Genomic DNA, 22,873 nt, shown 5'->3' on the forward strand with positions numbered 1-22,873 from the left:
AGGGTGCGCATGGCCGGGACCGGGGCGAACACCAGGGGAAGGCAGCTCAGCACGCCGCCGATGACGGCCAGCCAGAGCGCGCTGCGCAGCCCCAGCGGGCCGTGGCGACCGGGCGTGCCCCGACCCTCCGGCGCTCAACCCGGCCCGTGCGCCGCCTTCCCCCGTCCTCGGTGAGGCCCTCGAACCGGCGGCTGCGGGTGGGCGGCGTGCGGTTGTTCACTCGGCCTGGTCCGGCAGGGTGCGCATGGCCGGGACCGGGGCGAACACCAGGGGAAGGCAGCTCAGCACGCCGCCGATGACGGCCAGCCAGAGCGCGCTGCGCAGCCCCAGCCACGTGCCCAGACCGCCGGCGGCCAACGCGCCGACGGTGCGCACCCCGTTGATCAGCCCCAGATAGGCACCCTGCACCCGGGACCGGAGGCGGTCCGGTGTCAGGGCCTGCTGGATCGAGGAGCCGGCGATGTCGCAGAGCATCAGGCCCATGCCGGAGAGGAACTCGGCCATGACCACCAGGCCGAAGGCCACCCACTTGTCCTGCGTCGCGAACGGCACCAGGGCCAGCGCCCCGGGGAAGACCACCGAGCCCAGCAGGAACGTCGGCCCGATGCCGAGGCGCCGGGTGAACCAGCCGGTGACGAAGGAACCCAGCAGCGCGCCGACGGCACCGAGGCCGAGGGCCACACCGATCATTCCGGACGTCAGCTTCAGTTCGCGTGCGATGAACAGCAGGAAGAGCGTGAAGTAGACCGTGTAGAAGAGGTTGAGCAGACCCCCGCCGAGGAACTTGGCCCGCAGGACCGGGGTCCGGGAGACGAACCGCAGCCCGTCCCTGATGTGCGAGGACGACTCGTGCTTCTCTGGAGCCGGTTCCTGCGGGGAGATCGACCGCAGCAGGGACGCGGATCCGAGGAAGGACAGCACGTCGGCGAGGAGCGCCCCGGGTGCCGACACGATCTGCACGAGCACACCGCCGACGCTGGGGCCCACCACCCAGGAGAAGGAGAAGCTGCCCCGGGACAGCGAGGTGCCCTGCACGTAGTCCTCGCGGTTCACGAGGGCGGCGAACAGACTGTTGCTGGAGACGTTGAACAGCATGGCCAGCGTGCCCGTCACGAAGGCCACCACCCACAGGTGGGTGAGCGTCAGCGCGTCCAGCGCGTAGGCGACGGGCACGGTGAGCAGCACGGCCGCGCGTCCCAGGTCGCAGAGGATCATCGTGCGTCTGAGCCGGCCGTGGCGGTCCACGAAGCCGCCCACGTGCAGGGCGAACAGCAGGTTCGGCAGGGAGACCAGAGCCCCGAGGAAGCCCATGCCCGCGGCGGAGGCGTTCAGCGCGAGCACCGCGGTGAGCGGGAGCGCGATGGTGGACACCTGGTCCCCGAGGAAGGAAATGGTCTGCGCTGTCCAGAACCTGCGGAACGCGACCTGGTGCAGTAAGCGGGGCAGGCGGTCCATGAGCTGATTGGTCATTCATAACCGTTTCGGTCGCGAGAGGCGGCTGCCGAAGCCGTCGGCCTGGCCGCGACATTGTTCCCGCACAACCAGGTGCAGGCAAACGCGGCCGGGCGCCCGGGCGTCCGACTGAACGGATCGAGCCATCCGGCGCCGAACACCTCGCCCCGGCCGCGCTGTTGGTTAGGGTGACCGGTGGCTCCCGCGCGGGCCGAGTCGGACACGACGGGGGGCTCGTCGGTGGGCGGTGGGCAGCAGCAGAAGCCGGCGGCCGGTGCGCGCGGTCCCGCCCGCCTCCGCCCGGACCGGCCGGCGCCCGAGGTGCTGCCCCCGTCGCTGCGCATGCGGCTCGGACCGGTCGCGGTCCTCGCCGCGCTGGTGGTGGCCGTGCTCGGGGTGCTGTACGCCGGCCACGGCGAGTCCGGCACGGCGGACCGGTGGATCACCCCGCCGACGGCGGACAGTGTGCGGCCGCCGTGGCGGTACGTCGCCCTCACCCTGGACTGGCTGGGGGAGCCCGTGGGAGCGGTGGTGCTGGTCGTGGCCGTCGTGACCGGCTGCCTGCTGCTCCGGCGGCCCCGGGGCGCGGTGCTCGTCGTCGCCGTCGCCGGTGCGGCCGTGGGGACGGCGACCCTGCTCAAGCACCTGGTGGGACGCACCATCCACGGCGACGGCAACCTCTCCTATCCGAGCGGGCACACCGCCTTCGCCACCGCGCTCGCCTACGCGGTGGCGCTGCTCGCGGCCGGCCGTCCCGGCAGGACGGCCGGCGCGTCAGCCGTGCTCGCCGCGGCACTGGTGGCCGGCGCCGCCATGGGGTGGGCGGAGGTCGCCCTGAGCGCGCACTACCCGACCGACGCCCTCGGCGGCTGGTGCACCGGGCTCGCGGTGACACCGGCGACCGCGTGGCTGGTCGACCGGGCGGCCGGCGCCGGCCGGCGAGAGCGTGGCTGACGCCGCGTCAGGCCCGTCGGCGGAACACGGGCTTCACCGGCCGTCCGCCCAGCCACGGGGTGGGGTCACCGGCGTCCAGTGCCTTCCGGTACACCCCGCACGCCTGGGCGACCACGTCGACGGTGTGGTCGATGTCGGCGTCGCTGAGCGCACTGCTCACCACGAACGACGGGGCCAGCACCCCGCCCATGAGGAGCCGGCGCAGGAACAGGGTGCGGTACCGCTGCGACGGCTGCCCCTTCTCGTCGAGGGTGGCGAAGACCAGGTTGCTGGCCCGGCCCCGGACGACGACGTGGTCGCCGACGCCCGTGACGGCCGCGGCCTCGCGGACCCCGGCGGCCAGCCGCTCGCCGAGCGCGTGCAGCCGTGCGGTGACGCCCTCTTCGACGTAGGTGGCGAGCACGGCCATCGCGGCCGCCAGGGAGTGCGTTTCCGCGCCGTGCGTGGTGGACAGCAGGAAGACCCGGTCGCCAAGGTGCCGCAGCCCGCCCCGCTCCATCAGCTCCCGGCGCCCGGCCAGCGCCGAGACGGCGCATCCGTTGCCCAGCGCCTTGCCGAACGTGGACAGGTCGGGGACGACGCCGTACAGGCCCTGGGCGCCCGCCTCGGACCAGCGCAGGCCGGTGATCATCTCGTCGAAGACCAGGACGCAGCCGTGCCGGTCGGCCAGCTCGCGCAGGCCGGCGAGGTAGCCGGGCGGCGGCTCGGTGTGGGTGGCGGGTTCGAGGACCAGGCAGGCGACCTCGCCCGGGTACCGGCTGAGCAGCTCCTCCGTGGCGGCCAGGTCGCCGTAGGGGAACGCCACGGTCAGCTCGGTGGTCGACTCCGGGATGCCGGCGGACATCGGTGTGGTGCCGATGAACCAGTCGTCGACGGAGAAGAACGGATGGTCGGCGCAGAGCGCCACCCGCGGGCGTCCGGTGACGGCGCGGGCCAGGCGCACCGCTGCGGTGGTGACGTCGGAGCCGTTCTTCGCGAACTTCACCATCTCCGCGGTCGGCACCGTGGCCAGGAAGCGTTCCGCCGCCTCGACCTCCACCACGGACGGCCGGACGAAGTTGCCGCCTCGGTCGAGTTCCCGCCGCACCGCCTCCGTCACGCGCGGATGGGCGTGGCCGAGGCTGACCGACCGCAGGCCGGAGCCGTACTCGACGTAGCGGTTGCCGTCGACGTCCCACACGTGGGCACCGCGGCCGTGGCTGATGACCGGGGCCAGGTCCTCGGGGTACTGGTCGTCGCCCTTGGCGTAGGTGTGCGCGCCCCCGGGAACCAGGGCGTGCAGCCGTTCGTTCATGGCCCGCGAGCGGGGCAGGCGGAACTCCTCGGTGTCCAAGCCGGTTTCACCCTTCCATCTGCTTCAGGACCTCGGCGAGGCTCGGCGCCTCCCGGTCCCGCTGGGACATCGATGTGACCGGCAGCGGCCACGGGACGGCGAGGTCCGGATCGTCGAAGGCGATCGTGACGTCCTCGGCCGGGTCGTGCGGGCGGTCGATCCGGTACGAGGTGTCGGCGGTGTCGGTGAGCGCCTGGAAGCCGTGCGCGCACCCCGCCGGGACGTACAGGGTCGCCTGCGTGTCGCCGGACAGCTCGAAGAAGGCCCGGCCCAGGTAGGTCGGCGAGGCGGGCCGCAGGTCCACGACGACGTCGAAGATCCTGCCGTAGGAGCACCGCACCAGCTTGGCCTCGCCGGCGCCGGAGCGCAGGTGCAGTCCGCGGAGCACGCCCCGCACCGAGCGGGACACGCTGTCCTGGACGAAGGAGTCCGGGTCGAGCCCCACCGAGCGGACCAGGCCGGCGTCGAAGGTGCGGCAGAAGAAGCCGCGCTCGTCGGCGTACGGCGTCGGCTCGAACAGGTACGCGCCGGCGATCTGCGGGACTTCGGTCGCTTTCATGAGGCCTCCTGCCGGGCGGGGGTGCGGGCACGGCCGGCCGCCGGGAACAGGGCCGTGGTCAGGGCGGTGAACTGGTGGTCGAGCTGCCGGGCGGCGGCCTCGTTCCGCTCGGCGAGGATGCGCCGCAGCTCGGCCGATCGCTTCTCCAGCTCCCGGAACTGGGCGAGCAGCCGGCCGGCGTCGAGCGCGCGCGCCGGGTGGCAGTACGTGCCGAGGCCCATCCGCTCCATGAGCGCCTCGCTCTTCGCCGCGTAGGTGACGGCGAGCGTCGGTGTCCCGGTCTTCAGCGCGCAGATCAGGTTGTGGTACCGGATCGCCACCATGGTGCCGGCGGCCGCCGTCTCCTTCATCAGGTCGGCCAGGCAGGCCGTCTCGGCGGCGGTGACCAGCGGTGAGTCCACCGCGTCGAGGACCGCGGCGACCACCGGCGCGTCGCACGCGTCGCCGGTGAGCAGCCGGACCGCCCTGCCCTCCTCGGCCAGCGCGCGGACGAACCGGATCGTCCCGTCCAGGTACTGCCGGTGGATCTCCTCGGCCCGGGCCCGGTCGTCGTTGCCGCCGTGGAAGTCCATGACCCCGACGCAGACCGGGCCCGGCGGGTCCGAGGGCGCGTTCGGTCCCGGTGCCGGCAGGACGAACGCGAGGTCCGGGTAGACCTCGTCGCGCGAGGTGTCCACGCCCATCGCCCGCATCGCGTCGCGGGACCGGTCGTCCCGGTACGACCGGTACGCGGCCAGCCGTGCCGACCAGCGCACCAGGGCCCGGGTCGGCCGGTCGCCGATCGTCGCGGCGCCGACGCTGACCAGCGCGACCCGCGTGCCCAGCAGCCGGCCGCTCGCGCAGAGCAGGAACAGCGCGTACGGGAAGCCCCACGGCCGCAGCGGCAGCGTGGCCTCCAGGACGCCCATGCCCGGCACGATCACCACGTCGTGCCGGCGCACCCAGGCGGCGGTACGGAAGACGTCGACGAGCTTGCCCAGGCCCTTGGACACGACCGCGCCCGCGCGCGACGCGGTCCGGTACTCCCCGCGGTACCAGTGCAGCCGCGTCGCGGGGATGCCGAACCGGGCCGTGACGGCCTCGGGTCCGCCGCACAGCGCGTCCACGACCGCTCCCGGGTGCTCGGCGCGCAGGTAGCCGAGCAGGGCCTCCAGCGACCCGTCGTTGCCGAGGTTGCCGGAGCCCAGCAGGCCGAACACCCCGACGCAAGGCCCGGTGTTCATGCCCGCCGCCCCTCACGGCCGGCGACGAGGGCGTCGACCGAGACGGTGAGCGCGGCCGGGTCGACCGGGGCGCGGTCCTCGACCCGCTCGCCGGCGCCCGGCCGGGCCCGGCTGGTCATCCACGCGGCCAGGTGGCGGTAGCAGGCACGCCGGTCGGCGGGGGACAGCGGCGCCCGCCGGATCGCCGAGACGAAGCCCCAGACGTACTCGGCGAGCAGCCGGGGCGTCGGGTGCAGCGGACCGGCCCGGCGCGGGTCCAGGTTGACGCACCGGGCCCGCTTGGACGGGTTGGCCCGCTCGGCGCGGGTGGGGTGGTCGCGACGGAAGTACAGCAGCTCCGGCACCTGGTGGAAGGGCCCGTGCAGGCCGATCTCGGCGACGAACGTGCGGTCCGCGTGGTGGTAGCTGTCCATGGGTTTCACCCGGCGCAGCACGTCGGCCCGGATCACCCCGTAGAAGTCGTCGCCGCCGGGCTCGAACAGCATGCTGCGGAAGCGCTCCGGCGCGTGCGGGGAGGCCGTGGCGAGCGTGTACTCGTACGGCACCTTCACCTGGCCGTCGCCGTCGATGACCGCCTGGTCGGCGTGCGCGAGGATCACGTGCGGCCGCTCGTCCAGCGCCTCGACGCAGCGGCGCAGCAGGTCCCGGCCGTACAGGTCGTCGTGCGAGGCCCACTTGAACAGCTCGCCGCGGCACTCGGCGAACACGAGGTTGTGGTTCGGGGTGGCGCCGATGTTCCGGGGCAGGCGGACGTACCGGATGCGGGAGTCCTTCGCGGCGTACGCGCGGCAGATGTCCTGGGTGCCGTCGGTCGAGGCGTTGTCGGAGACGACCAGCTCGAAGTCCTCGTAGGTCTGGCCGAGCAGGGCGTCGAGCGACTCGGCCAGGTACTCCTCGCCGTTGTAGACGGGCAGGCCGATGCTCAGCCTGGGTCGGTCGGTCATGTGGTCCTCACTTCGGGAACGGAGTGGTGGTGCCGCTCGCGCAGGGCGGACCGCAGGTGCAGCCACCACACGGCCGAGCCGCTGACGGTCGCGGCGGCGACCCCCCAGGCCGAGCCGACCGTGCCCGCCGCGGCCGCCCCGCCGAGCCCGCCGCCGACATAGCAGGCGGAGGCGAACAGCTGGGAGCGCAGGCTGCGCCGGGCCGCGCCGAGCGCGCGCAGCCCGGCCGCGGCGCCGGTGCCGAGGCCCGCACCGGCGACGCTGAGGGTGATCGGCACGATGAGCTGCGAGGCGGAGTGCCAGACGCCGCCCAGCACGAGGTCGCCCAGCCGCTGCGGCAGCAGCAGCAGCGACCCCCCCCACAGCAGCGCGGCGGCGGCCTGCCCGCCGCCGAGCAGCAGGCAGAACGTGCCGAGGCGGTGCGGGGCCTGCCGCAGCACCCGTGCCGCCTCCGGGACGGTCACCAGCGACAGCCCCATCAGCACGGCGAGGAAGGGGCCCATCAGGAGCTCGGCGCCGCGCACCGCGCCCACCGCGCCGACGCCGGCGATCGCGCCGAGCCCGTACGCCCGCAGCTGGCTCGCGCCGCTGAGGCTGACGTTCTCGACCAGGTAGCGGGAGCCGAGGTCGCGGTGCTCGCGCAGCCACACGCGTACGCCGCCCGCCTCGGGCCGGATCCCCGACTGCAAGCAGCCGTACCCGGCGGCCACCGCGGCGGAGACCCCCCAGGCGAGCACGAACGCGGCCACGCTGCCGACGCGTGCCGCCAGCACCATGGCCGGGACGAGCGCCACGCACCACACGAGGTCGTTGACGAAGGCCTTCCGCCCGGTGCCGGCGGCGAAGAACGAGAACCGCCAGGCGTCCTGCAGCAGCAGCCCCGGCAGCACCACGCCGAGGCAGGCGAACGCGGGCCCCACACGGCCGCCGAGACCGAGCCCGGCGGCCAGGCACGCCGCGCCGATGACGGCGCCCACGCCGAGCGCGGTACCCGAGGACCGGGCCACCGCCGTGCGCCAGGACGCCTCCGGCGCACCGCTGAAGCGCACCACGAGGGGGTCGGTGGCAAGGCCGCGCGAGACGTTGAGCACCACGCCGTAGGTCACCCAGGCGAGGCTGAACACGCCGAACGCGGTCACCCCCAGCGAGCGGGCCACGTAGATGCCCACCGCGAAGTTGCTGATGCTGGAGGCCGCCTGGTCGGCGAGCCCCCAGGACAGCCGGCCGGCGACGGCCCGCCGGGCGGAGCGCCGGGCGTGCGCGGCCCGGGCCGCCGGTGGCGCCGTTGTCCGCGGGTTCTCCCCCTCGGTGGTCATCGGCGTCATGCCTTGATCAGTCCGGCGCCGTGCAGGGCGTCGGCCGCGGCGGCGACGGTGTCGAACGGCAGCCCGGACCGCTCGGCGACGTCCAGCAGACCGTGCCCGCCGTCGGAGAGGCTGAGCACCCAGAGCATGGCCATCTGTGCCTGCTTGGTGTCGCTGCGGCCGCCGAGCGCGTCGTACAGTCCCCGCCGGCCCAGCTGTGGTTCGCCGTAGGGGCTGAGGTTGACGTACCGCCGGTTGCGGTCGAGGACGGCGAACGCCTCGCGGCAGACGGCGAGCGTGTCGGCCATCGCCTCGGGGGAGACGAAGTCCAGGTCGTCCGCCGAGGTGTGGTACTCGGGATAGCCCGCGTACGGCGTCCGGGTGAGCGAGCCCACCCCGAGGTCGAAGCCGGGCGAGCAGTACTGCCGCTCGTCGTAGCCGTAGGGCGTGAACTCGGTGACGCGGTGCGGGCGTTCGGAGGCGGCCAGGACGTGCCGCATCACCCGGTCGATCTCCGCGTCGCCGCGCCGGCTCTGCTTGTACGTCAGCCGGCCCGGGTCGCCGGCGCAGGCCAGCACCAGGCCGTGCCTGACCCGGTCCACCCGCTCCGCGTTGCGGGCCAGCCAGGTGATCGCCCCGATGGTGCCGGGCGCGAAGACGAACCGGTAGGTGTAGTACGGCTTCCGCTCCGCCAGCGCCCGCGCCAGGAACGTCGCCACCGCGATGCCGGCCAGGTTGTCGTTGGCCAGCGACGGGTGGCAGACGTGGCAGGAGACGAGCACCTCGTCGGGGACCTGCCCGGGGACCACGTGCTCGGCGTAGCTGAGGTGGCCGTCGGCGAGGGTGGAGTCGATGCGGACCTCGTAGTCGCCGTCCTCCATCGCGTCCAGGGTCTGCTGGGCCAGGCAGAACCCCCAGTCCGGCTTGTAGTAGCTGGTGCGGTACGGCACCCAGGCCGGCTGCTCCGGCAGGGTGTGCAGGTGCCCGCGCAGTTCGGCCAGCGGCATGGTCGCCGACACCGGCACGCTGTAGCCGAGCACGTGCAGGCTGGACGCGGCGAAGTCGACGACCCGGTTGCCGGCGGTGTCGGCGATGTACGCGTCGCGGATGTTCCACTCCTGCGGCACGGTCCAGTCGAGCACCTGCGTGCCGGTCGGCACCTCGTGCCGCTGGAGCGGGATGTACTCCCCGACGATGTCCAAGGTGGCGCGCACACCGTCGCCGGTGATGCTCCGGCACAGCGGGTACATCCGCTCCACCAGCGCGTACATCTCCTCGCCCGCCCCGGTCACGGGCGCCACCGCAGGGTGTCGTCGACGGCACCGGACCCGGACGCCGCGCGCAGCACGGCGAGGCGGGTGAAGCGCTGCTCGAAGTCCTCCCGGGTGAGGCCGCACTTGCGGTAGGCGTCGGCGAGTTCGAGCGCGCCCCGCTTCACCGTCCACGCGCAGTCGAAGCCGGGCACCGCGGCGCGGAAACGGGAGAAGTCCACCCGGTACGACCGCGGATCGGCACCGGTCTCCCCGGTGATCACCACCTTCGCCCCGGGCACCGCCTCGGCGACCTGCCCGGCGATCTCGGCGACGGTGACGTTGTTGGTCTCGCTGCCGATGTTGAACGCCCGGTCGTGCACCGCTTCCCGCGGCGCGCTCAGCGCGGCCGAGAAGGCCCGCGCGATGTCGGCGGCGTGCACCAGCGGGCGCCAGGGGGTGCCGTCGGAGAGCACGAGGACCTCACCGGACAGCAGGGCGTGGCCCACCAGGTTGTTGAGCACGATGTCGGCGCGCAGCCGGGGCGAGAAGCCGAAGGCGGTGGCGTTGCGCATGTACACCGGGGTGAAGTCGCCGTCGGCGAGGGAGTGCAGGTCGTCCTCCACCCGCACCTTGGACTCCGCGTACGGCGTCACCGGGCGCAGCGGGGCGTCCTCGGCCACCAGGTCGTCACCACCGGCGGCGCCGTAGACGGAGCAGGTCGACGCGTACAGGAAGCGCCGCACCCCGGCGTCGCGGGCCAGCCGGGCCAGCCGCACGGACGCGTGGTGGTTGATGTCGTAGGTGAGCTCCGGTGCCAGCGATCCCAGCGGGTCGTTGGAGAGCGCGGCCAGGTGGATCACGGCGTCCACCCCGGCCAGGTGGTCGGCCGTGACGTCACGCAGGTCCACCCGGTGCCCCGGCGGGTCGGCGGGCGCGGGGCCCAGGACGCAGTCGGCGAACAGGCCGGAGTCGAGGCCGACGACCTCGTGCCCGGCGGCCGTCAGGACCGGCGCCATGACGGTGCCCAGGTAGCCCTGGTGCCCGGTGAGCAGTACGCGCAAGGTTCATTCCCCCAGGTCGAGCGTGAGTTTGGTGACGGCGAACGCCTCGGCGTAGCGCTCGTGGCATTCGATGCCGCGGATCCGGGCCAGGCCGAGGAAGGCCTCCCGGTCGTACCAGGGCCGGTGCCGCTGCGAGGGGTAGTGCTCCTGCAGCAGCCGCACCTTCTGTTCGGCGGTCCGCGGCGACAGCGGCTGGTAGGCGGACGGCCGGCCGAGATCGCCGTCCCACTTGACGATCTCGTAGCCGAGGACCAGGTGGTCGCGGAACGCGGTCGGTACCAGCCGCGCCAGGCCGCGGTGGTCCTGGTGCGCGTCGTCGGTGCGCGGGGCGAGGACCAGGTCCGGGTCGGACCGCTCGCGCAGCTCCTCCACCGCGGACTTGGCCTCCTCCCAGTGCGCGGGAAGCCGGCCGTCCGGCAGCTTGTGCACGGTCAGCCGCAGGTCGGCGCCGGGGCAGAAGGCGGCGAGCGCGGCCCGCTCCTCCTGCTCGCGCTCGCCGCCGCCACCGGAGAGCACCAGCGCGTCGACACGGACACCCGGCCGCGCCTGGCACAGCGTCAGCAGCGTGCCGCCGGCGCCGATGGCGATGTCGTCGCAGTGCGCGCCCACCGCGACGATCCGCTCCAGGGGTCCCGCCCCCAGCCGGATCACGCGGTCACCCCCGCGCCGTCCCGCTCCCACACGGCCCACGGACGGTCGCCCCGGGCATAGGCGGCGTCGAGCGCGGCCCGCTCCTTCACGGTGTCGGTCGGCTTCCAGAAGCCGCGGTGCCGGTGCGCGACCAGCCGTCCGCGCTTGGCCAGCTGGGCGCATCCGTCGGCGACCAGGTCCCCGTCCTCGGGGATGTGGTCGAAGACCTCCTGGCGGAGCACGAAGTAGCCGCCGTTCTCCCACAGCGGCAGTTCGCTCACCGCGGTGATGCCCCCCACCAGGCCGTCCTCGCCCAGCTCCACGCAGTGGAACGACGACTGCGGCGGCACCACCATCATCGACGCGCCGGCGTCGCGCCGGGCGAAGTTCTCGACCATCTCCGGCAGCGGGGCGTCGGTGAGCACGTCGGCGTAGTTGGCGAGGAACATCTCGTCGCCGTCCAGGTGGTGCCGCACCCGGCGCAGCCGCTCCCCGATCGGCGACTCGATGCCGGTCTGCGCGAACGTGATCGTCCAGTCCGAGATGTCGGTGGACAGCAGCTCGGTCCGCCCGCCCCGCAGCACGAAGTCGTTGGACGTCGTCTCCTCGTAGTTGAGGAAGAACTCCTTGATGTGGTGGGCCCCGTACCCGAGGCACAGGATGAACTCCGTGTGGCCGAAGTGCGCGTAGTAGCGCATGACGTGCCAGATCAGCGGCCTGGGGCCGACCATCGCCATCGGCTTGGGCACGTCGTCCGCGGCACCGTTGCGCATCCGCATCCCGTAACCGCCGCAGAACAGAACGACCTTCATGCTGTGACCTCTCACGACGCGGCCTCGACAATGCTCAGTTCCGGGATGGGGAAGACCAGCCGGCCGCCCCAGTCGTGCACGTAGGACAGCTGCTCGACCAGTTCGGCCCGCAGGTTCCACGGCAGGACCAGCACGTAGTCCGGCTTGTCGGCGGCGATCCGCTCGGGCGGCAGGATCGGGACGCGGGTGCCCGGGGTGAACCTGCCGTGCTTGTAGGGGTTGCGGTCGACCGTGTACGCGAGCAGGTCGGGCCGGATGCCGCAGTGGTTGAGCAGGGTGTTGCCCTTGCCCGGCGCGCCGTAGCCGACGACCGTCTCGCCGCGCTCGGCCGCCTCGACGAGGAACCTCAGCAGGTCCCGGCGCACCTTGGCCACCCGTGTGGAGAATTCGGTGTACCCGGACAGCTCCTGGAGCCCGGCGGCCTTCTCCCGGTCCAGCACGTCGGCCACCCGCCGGGACGGCTCGCCGGCGGCCTCGGCCGGCCGGGCCCACAGCCGGATGGAACCGCCGTGCGTGGGCAGCAGCTCGACGTCCACCAGCGCGAGTCCGCCGCCGGCCAGGGCCCGGATCGCGGAGGCGACCGTGTAGTACTGGAAGTGCTCGTGGTAGATCGTGTCGTACTGGTTCTCCTCGATCAGGGTCAGCAGGTGCTGCACCTCGATGGAGACCCAGCCGTCGTCGGCGACCAGGGCGCGCAGTCCCCGGGTGAACCCGACGACGTCGGGGATGTGCGCGTACACGTTGTTGGCCACGACCAGGTTCGCCGGGCCGTGCCCGGCACGGACCGCCGCGCCGGTGTCCGGGCTCAGGAACTCCGTGAGCGTGGGCACGCCCGCGTCCCGGGCCGCGGCGCCGACGTTCACCGACGGCTCGATGCCGAGGCAGCGGATCCCCCGGTCCACCACGTGCTTCAGCAGGTAGCCGTCGTTGCTCGCGACCTCGACCACGAAGGCGTCCGGGCCGAGTCCCGCCCGCCGCACGGCGTCGGCGACGAACATGCGCGCGTGCTCCACCCAGGACGTCGAGTACGAGGAGAAGTACGCGTACTCCTTGAACGTCTCCTCCGGCGTGATCAGCGGCGGGATCTGCGCGAGCCAGCAGTCGGTGCAGACCCGCAGGTGCAGCGGGTACGTCGGCTCCGGTTCGTCCAGTCGGTCCGCCGCGAGAAAGCTCTCGCACGGCGGCGTCGCCCCCAGGTCGACGACGCTCACCAGCGCCGCCGAGCCGCAGAGTCGGCATCGTGTCATCCAGTGCCCCCCATTGGTTCCGTCCCCCCTCGATGCGCCCGCCCCGCGATCGCGGCGCGGTACTCCTCTTCCAGGCGCTCCAGCCCGACGGCCGGGCTGAAGCCCTTCTCGTAGCGGCGCCGGGCCGCCTGGCCCATCTCCCGGCCCAGCTCCGGCCCGGTCGCGATCCGGCGTATCCGGTCCGCGAGCGAGACGGGGTCGCCCGGCCGGTGCAGCAGCCCGGTCACCCCGTCCTCGACGAGTTCGACGAACCCGCCGTGACCGGCGGCGACAGCCGGCACGCCCGCCGCCATCGCCTCCGCGACCACCAGGCCGAACGTCTCCATGGCCATCGACGGGGCCACCACGGCGACCGACCGCGCGACGGCCTGCCGCACCTGGGCCGGTTCGAGCAGACCGGCGTAGCGCACGTCGTCCCGGCCCGCCGCCCACGCGGTCACCTCCCGCTCCAGCGGCCCCGCGCCGGCGAGCACGAGCGGCACGCCGACACCGCCGTCCGCCGCGAGTGCGTCCCACGCGGCCATGAGCAGCCCCACCCCCTTGGCCTCCGCCAGCCGGCCGAGGAAGAGCAGGTGCTCGCCGTCGCCCTCCCGGCAGGCGCCGGGATCGGGTACGAAGTTGTGCTTCACCGTCAGCAGCCCGGCCGGCAGGCCCGACCGCACCAGGACGTCGCGCTGCGCCGCGGAGATGCACAGGAACCGCTCCACGCCGGACCACCACCGCCGCCGGTTGACCGACAGGCTCACCGCGAGCGGCACCGTCGCGAGACGGGAGCCCCGGTAGCAGCCGTGCCGGACGGCGGGCAGCGGCACCGCCGGGCCGACGCACTCGGTGCACAGCCGGCCGTCCCGTTGCAGCGTGCCGGGCGGGCAGACCTGGGTGTAGTTGTGCAGCGTCGCGACGACGGGCACGCCCGCGTCGGCGCAGGCGGCGAGGACCGCGGGGGACAGGAGCGGGAAGACGTTGTGGACGTGCACCACGTCCGGCCGCCCGGCGCGGAGCCGGGCGGCGAGCTCCCGGCGCACCGCCGGGTTCCACGGCACGAGCAGCGGCACCGCGGCCTTGCCGGGCAGGGACCGGCCGGCGATGTCGTCGCTGCGCCGCTCGAACACCCCGACCCGGTGGCCGGCCGCGCGCAGCAGCGCCACCTCCTCGTCGACGACCCGGTTCTCGCCGCTCGGCTGCGCCGAGGAGTAGCGGTTGTGCACCACGAGGACGTGCATGGTCAGCTCACCTCCCGGTCCCGGACCCAGCGCGGGACACCTGGCCGGGGCGGCGGGAGCGCAGGCGGCGGGGCCGTGGCGGGCGCCACGAGCAGCGAGGCGGCCAGGGCCAGGTGCAGCAGGTACGGCGAGGCGTCGCCGAGGCCCGCCTCGGTGTACGACGAGATCGCGACGTAGCTGATCAGGAAGATCGCGCAGGCCCTCGACAGCGACGGCGGCCGCAGCAGCGCGACCCCGCCGAGCACGAGGATGACCGCCGCCACGAGGGCGACACCGACCAGGCCCTGCTCGTTGTAGACGGCCAGCCAGCTGTTGTCGATCGGCAGCCCGCCGAACGACTTGTCGCCCAGGCCCACGCCGAAGAACCGCTCCCCGGTCGTCCGGGGCGCCGCCAGCAGGGCGTCCCAGACCTTGGCCCGGCCGGTGAGGCTGGAGAAGTTCTCCTTGCTCTGTCCGCGCAGGAACCACGCCTGGAGCGCGGAGGCGAACCCCACCGCGGCCACCGTGGCGCACAGCACCGCCCAGGAGAAGAAGCGGCGGGCCGCGGCGCTGGTGAGCATGAGCGAGCCGATCGCCAGTGCCAGCCCGGCGAGCAGGCCGACGGTGGCCGTCCGGGTGTGGGTGAGCGCGAGGAGGACGAGTGAGGGAACGATGACGACCACGGCGCTCCTCCTGTCGACCTGGCGGCCCAGGAGCAGCAGCACGGTCAGCCCGGTGATCACCGCCGTGTACTGCCCGATCTGCGGCGGGGTGAGCGGCCACAGCGCGCCGACGAGGCGTCCGCCGTAGAGGTCGGGCATGGCCGCGCCCGGTGAGATGGCCAAGCCCGCGGCCACCGACACGAGCACCGCGAAGTACATGCGGATGTGGTGGCGGACGAATGTCACACTCCCGTCCCACCAGCGGCTCACCAGCCACAGCGTGCCGATGAAGAGGGCCAGCCGGGTGCAGCGGAACAGCGCGCCGAACCCGGACTCCAGGTGCACGCTGGAGAGCACGCTCGGCACCAGCAGCAGGGTGAGCAGGAACACGAAGGCGCTGGGTCTGACGCGCAGCCGCACATTGAGGGCGAGCGCCAGCGCGAACGCGGCGACCAGCGAGCCCATGGTGACCAGCTGGATGAGGGAGCGCGGCAGCTGGACGATGGTCTTCGCCCCGGCGGAGCCGAGCGTGTTGAGGCCCAGCAGCAGCCAGACGATCCCGACGGCCTTCGGTGTGGTGGCGGGGGCACGGTCCATCTCAACCACCGGCCCGCTTCGTCGCGAAGGTGCTGCCCGTGTCCTGCCGGTACGGCGGGCCCTGCCACTGCCACCGGTCGAGCACCCTGCTCGGGTCCTGGACGACGAACTGCCACGGTCCGCGGTAGGTGTTGTCGTGCCAGCGGTTGTGCTGCTCCAGGGTGATCGCCTCGGCCACCCGCTTGCCCTTGTACGGCGACCAGTCCGGATAGGTGCCGTAGTTGGCCAGCACCGCCATGCGGTCGCACTTCTCCGTGCACTTGACGACGGACCTGTCCAGGACGAAACGGTTGTCGTGGATGTCCACGCGCTGCGTCTTCCAGCGGCAGTCGGCGTACAGCGGTGCCCTGGCGATCGCCGGTTTCGCGCAACGGGCCTTGTCCTTCACCAGCAGCGTGCAGTCACCGGAGGAGGTGTTGGCCGGACTGTTGCAGAACCGGTCGGCGTTCTCCCACAGGGTGATCCCGTTCCAGTTGTTCTCCAGCAGGTTCCGGTAGATCTCGATCTTGTCCGTGCGGGCCGCGACCCGTGGCTCGCCGCCGGCCTCCGACAGGTAGACGGTCCCGAACGGGAAGTCGTCGCCGCGCTCGGCGCCGCCGCGGCCCTCGACCCAGTTGTTCCGCCGGATCGTGTTGTTCCGGATGACCGCGTTGTAGCTGATCTCGTAGATCAGCGCCGCGCCGTCGTTCTTCTCGATCAGGTTGTCCTCGAAGCGGAAGTCGTTGTTGTTGGTGTCCGCCCACAACCCGGCCCCGCGGTTGTCGTGCACCCAGTTGCCGCGCACCTCGGCGCCGTCGACCGACCAGAACTTGACGCCTCCGGTGCAGCCGCAGCCGGGCTTGCGCCGCTCCCAGTCGCCGGTGTTGTTGCCGGTGATCTCGTTGCCCTCGACCACCAGGTCGCGGATGGTGTTGCCGGTCTTGTACGCGTTCATCCCGTACTGGCCGTTGTCGCGCAGGCAGTTGGCGCGGACCTGCTGGCGGGCGCCGGCCATCAGCCCCGCGCCGTCGTTGTCCTGGATCGTGCTGTGCTCGATCACCCACCCGTCGGCCATGTCGTGGTTGACCACGCCCTCGTCGGTCGGGGCGACGAAGCGCCGCACGGTCAGGTAGCGGATGGTGACGTCGGGGGCGGTGCCGCTGAACGCGTACGCGTTCTTCCTCCCGCCGTCGAGGACCGCGCCCGGCGCGCCGAGGTAGCGGTCCCCCTTCTTGGGCATGACCTGGGCGTAGCGCTCCGGATCGAGCCGATGCGTGCCCGGCCGCAGCCAGAACGTGGTGCCCGCGGGGCTGTTCCTCGTCTTCTCGGCCAGGTCGCCGACCACGTCGGGGTCGACCGTCACCGCACCCGCCGGAGCCTTCGCGGGCCCGGTGCCGGGCTTCGCGCACACCCGGGCCACGGCTGAGGCGGCCCCGGACCCGGACGGCGCGGCGGCCGGCCTGCCCGGAGTGTCCGGCGAGCTCGTACAGCCGGCCGCCGCCAGCAGGGCCAGCGTCAGCGGTGCCGCGGGCCACGCCCGACGCCGGCACTCGATCCCCACAGGTCCCCTCCCCCCTAGTTGCGGAACGTCAGTACGGTCGTGAACCCCCGCACGCCGTCGGCGACACCGGTGCCGACCAGCGTGGTGGCGGGTTCCTTGCGCCCGAAGCCCGCGGAGTACCAGCCCAGCGGCGGCTCGGTCTCGCCGCGGTGCGCCCGCCAGGACAGTTCCCCCGGCAGCACCAGCACCGCGGAGCGGTCCTCGCCGTCCCGGGTCCAGGTGAGCTCCGCCCGGTTCCCCACCAGCTCCGCGCCGACCGCCGGGCCCAGGTGGAAGGCGAGCCGCACGGGCCGGCGCGGGCCGAGCACCTCGTCGACCACCCTCAACTCCCGCTCCACGGCGCTCAGCTCCACCCGCCGGCGGTGCGTGGAGGGGCGGTAACCGTCGTGCTCGGCGCACCAGCGGGCCGTGCCGTGCGAGGAGGCGCCGGAGGTGTCCGCGGCCAGGACGCGGCTGCGGGCGTGCCGGGTCCACAGGAACGGGCCGCCGGAGACGGACTGGTCACCGCCGTCCAGTTCCAGGGTGTTGTGGCCGAGCGTCGACCGGAAGTACCGCCGCCACTCGGGCTGCCCGTGGTAGCAGTACGTCCCCGGGTCGGCGAGCACGTCGATCCCGTCGTGCCGGACCTCCACGGACAGCGCGTCGGCGTGGGCGTGCGCGGCGATGGACAAGAAGCCGTGCGGGCCGCCGTCGCAGCGGCACCAGATCCCCGCCGGACCGCGCAGGATCGTCATGCCCGCGTCGGCGAAGTGGGCCGGCCGGCTCGCCGGGCGGGACACGGACAGCCGGGCGGGTCCGCAGAGCGCGGCCAGCAGCGGGGTGCGCACGTCGGTGCCGGTCACCTCCGGCCACCAGGCGAGGCGGCCGAACACGGCGTCGCCGGTGGCCAGCAACGAGGCCCAGCGGTCGGTGCCCGCGCCGTCCACGACCAGACCGTGCCCGTCGTCCGCGTCGCCCTGGCGCGGCGGGCGCAGCCGGTCGTCCACGACGGCCGCGAGCGCGTCGGTCATCCGCAGCAGCACCAGGCGGACCGCCGCGGGAACCGGCACGCCCGCGGCGTCCGCCTCGGCCACCGCGGCCAGGCCGAGCTCCAGCACGAGTCCGTGGTACTCGGAGGCCAGCTCGCGGTTGAGACCGGAGGGGAAGGTGTTGGCGCGCAGGTGCCGCTCCAGCGACCGCAGCGCCTCGGCCCGCCAGCGCGCCGAGGCGGGGAACCAGTCGAACGCGCAGGCCGCGGCGAACTGCCCGGCGGCCTCGGCGATCACGTGGTTGTTCGCCGACGACCCCCGGCTGGGGAAGGCGGCCAGCCAGCGCTGGTGGTGCCAGATCTGGTGCAGCGCCACCGGGTCGCCCTCGAACAGGGCGGCCGCGCCCGGCCAGCCGTCGAGCAGCCGGCGGATCCACACCCACGACAGCAGCCGGATGCCCAGCTCGATGCCGCTGGTCCAGTGCACCCCGCGCAGCGGCGGGTTGGCCGCCCACCACGACCGCAGGTGCGCGGCCACGCGTTCGGCGTACCGCTCGTTCCCGGTGACCGCGTAGGCGGCGGCGAGCACGGTGAGGTACTGATGCCGGGACGGCTCCCAGATCTGCTTGATGTCCCCGACCGCGTCCTCGTCCCGGTACGGCACGTCGAAGGCGTAGCCCTGCGGGGCCCGGCGCCCGGTCTTCGGGTCGTACCGCCAGTCCGGGTCGGCCAGGTCGTCGCGGACCACCCCGAAGAACTCGGCGTGCCCGTCCATCAGCCGGTCCGCCTCGGCGACGAGTCGTTTGGCGGCGTCCGGCGGCACCGCGGCGACCGTCCCCGCGGGCAGGACCGCGGTGAACCGGGCGCCGGTCACGCTCGGGCAGTCCGGCGGCGCCGCACGCCACCGCCGTCTGCGCACCGCGTCGCCCGCCCGGCCCGCGACCTCCCGCGGTCCCATCCGGGACAGCCGCCGCAGGTACCAGCCCGCGCTCATGGTCATCGCGCCCGCTCCAGCGTCGCCGGCGCACCGGCGGCCAGAGCGGTCCGCACGGCGAGGGTGGCCGCCGTGGTGGCGGCCAGCGACGGGAGCGGCACCGGCATCGGCCCGCCCGTCCGCACGGCCTTGACGAACGCGGCCAGCTCGGCGTTCTGCCCCTTGTCCCGGGCCTTGGGCAGCCGCGAACTGACCCACCGCTTGCGGTCGTACACGAAGGCGCGGACGAAGTCGTCGAGCCGCAGCGCCTTGCCGTCCGCGACCAGGTCCAGCGTCTCCTTGGGGAAGCCGGCCGGGCCGCCGGTGACGTAGCTGATGGTGGCGGTGGACCCGTCCGGGTAGCGCAGGACGACCTGGAGGTCGTCGTTGCCGGGCGAGGCGACCGCGTACACGGAGACCGGGTCGGCCCCGAGCAGCCAGCTCGCCGTGTCGATGAAGTGCCCGCCCTCGCCGGCGAACCGCGAGCCCTCGGTGTCCTGCCGGAGGTACCAGCTGGTGTGGTCCAGGCGGCCCGCGTTGACCAGGTACCGCAGGTTCGCCGGGCCGGTCCGGGCGCCGAACCGCGCCCTGGCCTCCCGCAGCAGCGGCGCGAACCGGCGGTTGAAGCCCACCTGCAAGCGGTCGTTGCCGGACTCCTCCACCGCCGCGAGCACCCCGGCCAGCTCCTCCTCGGTGAGGGCCAGCGGCTTCTCCACGAACACGGCCTTGCCGGCCAGCAGCGCCCTGCGGGTCAGGTCGGCGTGCGAGCTGTGCCGGGTGACGACGAACACCGCGTCGACGGACTCGTCACCGAGCACGGCGTCGAGGTCGGTGGTCGCCCGGGCGAAGCCGAACTTGCGCTGCGCGTTGGCCGCGGACAGCGCCGTCGTGGTGACGACGGTCGCCAGCTCGACGCCGTCGCGCTGCGCCAGGTGCGGCAGCAGCATCGACGTCGCGTAGTTGCCCGCGCCGACGAACGCCAGCCGCACCGACGCGTTGGCCGCCCGGACCGGACGCCGCCGCACGTTCACCGCGGGCACGGCCACCGCCGGCGCCGCCGCCTTTTCGGTCCCGCCCTCCTGCCGGGGGTAGCGGAACAGCACGGCCACGGCCTTCAGCTCGCCGTCCTTCAGCCGCCGGTACGTCTCGACCGCGTCGTCGAAGCCGGCGACGTGCGACACCAGGGGCTCCACGTCGACGCTGCCGCGGGCGAGGAGGTCGAGGAAGCACGCCAGGTTGCGGCGCTCGGTCCAGCGCACGTAGCCGATCGGGTAGTCGCGCCCCTCCAGCTCGTACTCCGGGTCGTAGCGCCCGGGGCCGTAACTGCGGGAGAACCGGACGTCCAGCTCCTTCTCGTAGTACGCGTTCCACGGCAGGTCCAGGCGGCACTTGCCGATGTCGACGACCCGGCCGCGGTCCCGGCTCAGCCGGGCGGCCAGCTCGACGGGCTGGTTGCTGCCGCCACCGGCGGCCAGGTACACCTGGTCCACGCCCAGACCGCCGGTGAGTTCCGCGACGGCGCTCTCCACGGCCGCGGACGCGGGATCGCCGCAGGCCGCGGCGCCCAGACGCCCGGCCAGCTCGCAGCGCACCGGGTCGGGGTCGACGCCGACGACACGCACCCCCGACGCGGTCAGCAGCTGCACCACCAGCTGCCCGATCAGCCCGAGGCCGATGACCAGGGCCACTTCGCCGAGCCGCGGCTCACCCTGGCGGACGCCCTGGAGGGCGATCGACCCGACGGTGCCGAAGGCCGCGTGCCGCGGCGCGAGGCCGTCCGGCACCGGGACGTACAGGTTCCTCGGCACCCAGTTCACCTCGGCGTGCAACGCGTGCTCGTTGCCCGCGCAGGCCACGAGGTCGCCGGCCTTCACATCGTCGATCCCGGCGCCGACCTGCTCGACCACCCCGCACAGCGAGTAGCCCAGCGGCGTGTAGGAGTCCAGCTTGCCCATCACCTTGCGGTAGGTGGCGGGCACCCCGTTGGTGGCCACGCTCTGCATGACCTTGGCCACCTGGTCGGGACGGGAGCGGGCCTTGCCCAGCATCGACATGCCGGCCTCGGACACCTTCATGAGCTCGGTCCCGGTGGAGATCAGCGAATAGGCGCTGCGGACCAGCACACCGCCCGGCTTGCACCCCGGCACCGGCACGTCGAGCACCGCCAGCTCGCCGCTCTTGTAGTTCTGCACAACCTGTTTCACCCGAACTCCTCTGAATTCCTAAGCCGTCATCCGAGTGCGCTGGCCGGACCCAGAGGTCGCGTCGCGATACCAGTACTCGAGCGTCAGTACGTGCCACAGATGCTTGGAGAAGTCCCGCTGCCCGGCGGCGTCCTCGGCGACCATCCGCCGCAGCGCGCCGCGGCGCAGGAACCCGGACCGGACGAGCTCCCCGTCGTCGACCACCTCACGCACCAGCGGTGCCAGGTCCCGGCTCATCCAGGCCCGCAGCGGCGCGCTGAACAGGCCCTTGGGCCGGTACACGATCTCCCGTGGCAGGACGGAGGCGGCCGCCTCCTTGAGGACGGCCTTGCCCTGCCGTCCGGCGATCTTGCGGTCGCCGGGCACCGCGAAGGCCGCCCTGACCACCTCGACGTCGACGTACGGGACCCGCACCTCGGTCGACGCGGCCATGCTGGAGCGGTCCGTGTACGCGAGGTTCAGACCCGGCAGGAACATCCGGGCGTCGGTCAGGCACATGCGGTTGACGAAGTCGTCCAGGTCGTTGTCCCGGTAGGTGTCCGCGTGCTCGGTGAGCACGTCCTCGACCGTCCCCGCCAGGTCCGGATCGAGGAGGGCGAGCAGCTCGTCCCGGTCGTACATGGTGTAGCTGCGCCGGAACGCGGTCTCCTCCGGCAGGTCGGCGAAGGAGAGGAACCGCTTCGCGAAGCGCACCGACCGGTACCCCCGGCGGGACGTGGCGACCGGCAGCCGGTCCACGGCCGCGGACACCCCGCGCCGCAGGGGCCGCGGGACGCGCTGGTAGCGCAGCGCGAGCAGGTTGGCCAGGTGCTTGCGGTACCCGGCGAACAGCTCGTCGGCGCCCATCCCCGACAGCAGCACCTTGACCCCGGCCTCCCGGGCGGCCGAGCAGATCAGGAACGTGTTGATCGCGGCGGGGTCGCCGATCGGCTCGTCCAGGTGGTACGTCATCCGCGGCAGCAGGTCGAGCACGTCCGGAGCGATCTCGATCTCGTGCAGGTCGACGCCGAACCGCTCGGCCACCTGCCGGGCGTAGCGCAGGTCGTCGGGCATCGCCTCGAACCTGGCGTCCTCGGCGCGGAACCCGATCGTGTAGGCGGAGATGCCGGGCCGGTGACGGGCCGCCAGCGCGGTCAGGTAGCTGGAGTCCAGCCCGCCGGAGAGGAAGGTCGCCACGGGCACGTCGGACAGCAGGTGGCGCCGGGTGGACTCCTCGACGACGGCGGCCAGGTCCGGCCGCTCGCCGGCCCGGGCCCGCTCCCGGCCCTCGGCGGCGACCTCCCGCAGGTTCCAGAACCGGCCGCGCTCCACCGAGCCGTCGGCCCGGCACCGCAGCCAGCTGCCCGGCGGCAGCTTCTCCGCCTCGCGGAACGCGCACCGCGAGTCCGGCACCCAGTAGTACAGCAGCGAGGCCACCAGCGCCGCGTGGTCCACCTCCAGCGGCCCGCCGGTCACGGCGGCGAGCGCCTTGAGCTCGGAGGCGAACACCAGGCCCGCGCCGCGCCGCAGCAGGAACAGCGGCTTGATGCCGAGCTGGTCCCGGACGAGGACGAGGTCCCCGGTGCGCTCGTCGAAGATCCCGAACGCGAACATGCCGCGCAGCCGGGGCAGGCAGCCGGTGCCCCAGCGCCGCCAGGCCTCCAGCAGCACCTCGGTGTCGGAGGTGCCGCGGAAGCGCACCCCGGCGGCCGCCAGCTCGGCACGCAGCTCCGGCGCGTTGTACAGCTCGCCGTTGTACGTCAGGGCGAGGCCGCCCGAGACCATCGGCTGGGCGCCGGTCTCCGACAGGTCGATGATGGCCAGCCGGCGGTGCCCGAGGTGCACCTCGCCGTCACCGGCCCGGTGGCTGTACCGGCCCGACCCGTCCGGACCGCGGTGGGCCAGGGCGCCGGTGAGCCGGTCGGTCACGACCTTGCCGTCCGGCCAGCGGTACGTACCCGCGATGCCACACATCTC

At 73.5% G+C, this 22,873-nt stretch carries 18 protein-coding genes; 1 reads left to right on the top strand and 17 read right to left on the bottom strand.

What is annotated here, in order from left to right:
• Positions 1–216: 216 nt before the first annotated feature.
• On the bottom strand, positions 217–1,470 hold the full coding sequence (locus ACZ5DC_RS00880) for an MFS transporter (protein WP_468648032.1): 1,254 nt from the start codon (positions 1,468–1,470) through the stop codon (positions 217–219).
• 324 nt (positions 1,471–1,794) lie between these two features.
• Here ACZ5DC_RS00880 and ACZ5DC_RS00885 point away from each other — a divergent pair, with 324 nt between their 5' ends.
• On the top strand, positions 1,795–2,406 hold the full coding sequence (locus ACZ5DC_RS00885; protein ID WP_468649881.1) for a phosphatase PAP2 family protein: 612 nt from the start codon (positions 1,795–1,797) through the stop codon (positions 2,404–2,406).
• A 7-nt stretch (positions 2,407–2,413) separates the two neighbouring features.
• On the opposite strand, the gene ACZ5DC_RS00890 is transcribed toward ACZ5DC_RS00885, so the two are convergent.
• From ACZ5DC_RS00890 to asnB, 16 genes are read right to left on the bottom strand one after another with little or no spacing between them, the layout of a single operon-like run.
• Positions 2,414–3,739, bottom strand: a complete 1,326-nt coding sequence (locus ACZ5DC_RS00890; protein ID WP_468648034.1) for a glutamate-1-semialdehyde 2,1-aminomutase — start codon at positions 3,737–3,739, stop codon at positions 2,414–2,416.
• A gap of 7 nt (positions 3,740–3,746) precedes the next feature.
• On the bottom strand, positions 3,747–4,298 hold the full coding sequence (locus ACZ5DC_RS00895; protein ID WP_468648036.1) for a dTDP-4-dehydrorhamnose 3,5-epimerase family protein: 552 nt from the start codon (positions 4,296–4,298) through the stop codon (positions 3,747–3,749).
• Complete coding sequence (locus ACZ5DC_RS00900) at positions 4,295–5,521, bottom strand: polysaccharide pyruvyl transferase family protein (protein WP_468648038.1); 1,227 nt, start codon at positions 5,519–5,521, stop codon at positions 4,295–4,297. The genes ACZ5DC_RS00895 and ACZ5DC_RS00900 overlap by 4 nt, the downstream gene beginning before the upstream one ends.
• Positions 5,518–6,465, bottom strand: coding sequence for a glycosyltransferase family 2 protein (locus ACZ5DC_RS00905; RefSeq protein WP_366748272.1), 948 nt, complete (start codon positions 6,463–6,465; stop codon positions 5,518–5,520). Before ACZ5DC_RS00905 ends, ACZ5DC_RS00900 begins: the two co-directional genes overlap by 4 nt.
• The gene (locus ACZ5DC_RS00910) at positions 6,462–7,781 is read right to left on the bottom strand and encodes a hypothetical protein (RefSeq protein WP_468648041.1); all 1,320 of its coding nucleotides are present in this window, start codon (positions 7,779–7,781) and stop codon (positions 6,462–6,464) included. The genes ACZ5DC_RS00905 and ACZ5DC_RS00910 overlap by 4 nt, the downstream gene beginning before the upstream one ends.
• A gap of 5 nt (positions 7,782–7,786) precedes the next feature.
• A complete protein-coding gene (locus tag ACZ5DC_RS00915; RefSeq protein WP_468648043.1) occupies positions 7,787–9,070 on the bottom strand; it encodes a DUF4910 domain-containing protein in 1,284 nt (427 codons plus the stop codon).
• On the bottom strand, positions 9,058–10,083 hold the full coding sequence (locus ACZ5DC_RS00920) for an NAD-dependent epimerase/dehydratase family protein (RefSeq protein WP_468648045.1): 1,026 nt from the start codon (positions 10,081–10,083) through the stop codon (positions 9,058–9,060). The genes ACZ5DC_RS00915 and ACZ5DC_RS00920 overlap by 13 nt, the downstream gene beginning before the upstream one ends.
• A 3-nt stretch (positions 10,084–10,086) precedes the next feature.
• Positions 10,087–10,734: a PIG-L deacetylase family protein gene (locus tag ACZ5DC_RS00925; RefSeq protein ID WP_468648047.1), complete on the bottom strand. Its 648-nt coding sequence runs from the start codon at positions 10,732–10,734 to the stop codon at positions 10,087–10,089.
• Entirely contained in the window at positions 10,731–11,525 is a 795-nt protein-coding gene (locus tag ACZ5DC_RS00930; RefSeq protein ID WP_468648049.1) for a sugar phosphate nucleotidyltransferase, read from the bottom strand. The genes ACZ5DC_RS00925 and ACZ5DC_RS00930 overlap by 4 nt, the downstream gene beginning before the upstream one ends.
• Positions 11,526–11,536: 11 nt before the next feature.
• Positions 11,537–12,772 carry a class I SAM-dependent methyltransferase gene (locus tag ACZ5DC_RS00935; RefSeq protein ID WP_468648051.1) on the bottom strand — a complete coding sequence of 412 codons (1,236 nt, stop codon included), beginning with the start codon at positions 12,770–12,772 and terminating at the stop codon, positions 11,537–11,539.
• Positions 12,769–13,995 (bottom strand): glycosyltransferase, encoded by a 1,227-nt coding sequence (locus ACZ5DC_RS00940; RefSeq protein WP_468648053.1) that lies wholly within the window; start codon positions 13,993–13,995, stop codon positions 12,769–12,771. The genes ACZ5DC_RS00935 and ACZ5DC_RS00940 overlap by 4 nt, the downstream gene beginning before the upstream one ends.
• Before the next feature lie 2 nt (positions 13,996–13,997).
• A complete protein-coding gene (locus ACZ5DC_RS00945; protein WP_468648055.1) occupies positions 13,998–15,233 on the bottom strand; it encodes an O-antigen ligase domain-containing protein in 1,236 nt (411 codons plus the stop codon).
• Position 15,234: 1 nt separating this feature from the next.
• On the bottom strand, positions 15,235–16,773 hold the full coding sequence (locus ACZ5DC_RS00950; protein WP_468648057.1) for a right-handed parallel beta-helix repeat-containing protein: 1,539 nt from the start codon (positions 16,771–16,773) through the stop codon (positions 15,235–15,237).
• 14 nt (positions 16,774–16,787) lie between these two features.
• Positions 16,788–18,740, bottom strand: coding sequence for an alginate lyase family protein (locus ACZ5DC_RS00955; RefSeq protein ID WP_468648059.1), 1,953 nt, complete (start codon positions 18,738–18,740; stop codon positions 16,788–16,790).
• The gene (locus tag ACZ5DC_RS00960; RefSeq protein ID WP_468648061.1) at positions 18,737–20,917 is read right to left on the bottom strand and encodes a bi-domain-containing oxidoreductase; all 2,181 of its coding nucleotides are present in this window, start codon (positions 20,915–20,917) and stop codon (positions 18,737–18,739) included. Before ACZ5DC_RS00960 ends, ACZ5DC_RS00955 begins: the two co-directional genes overlap by 4 nt.
• An 18-nt stretch (positions 20,918–20,935) precedes the next feature.
• Positions 20,936–22,870 (bottom strand): asparagine synthase (glutamine-hydrolyzing), encoded by a 1,935-nt coding sequence (gene asnB, locus ACZ5DC_RS00965; protein ID WP_468648063.1) that lies wholly within the window; start codon positions 22,868–22,870, stop codon positions 20,936–20,938.
• Positions 22,871–22,873 lie beyond the last annotated feature (3 nt).

This window comes from Streptomyces sp. NPDC031445 (genome assembly GCF_055581365.1).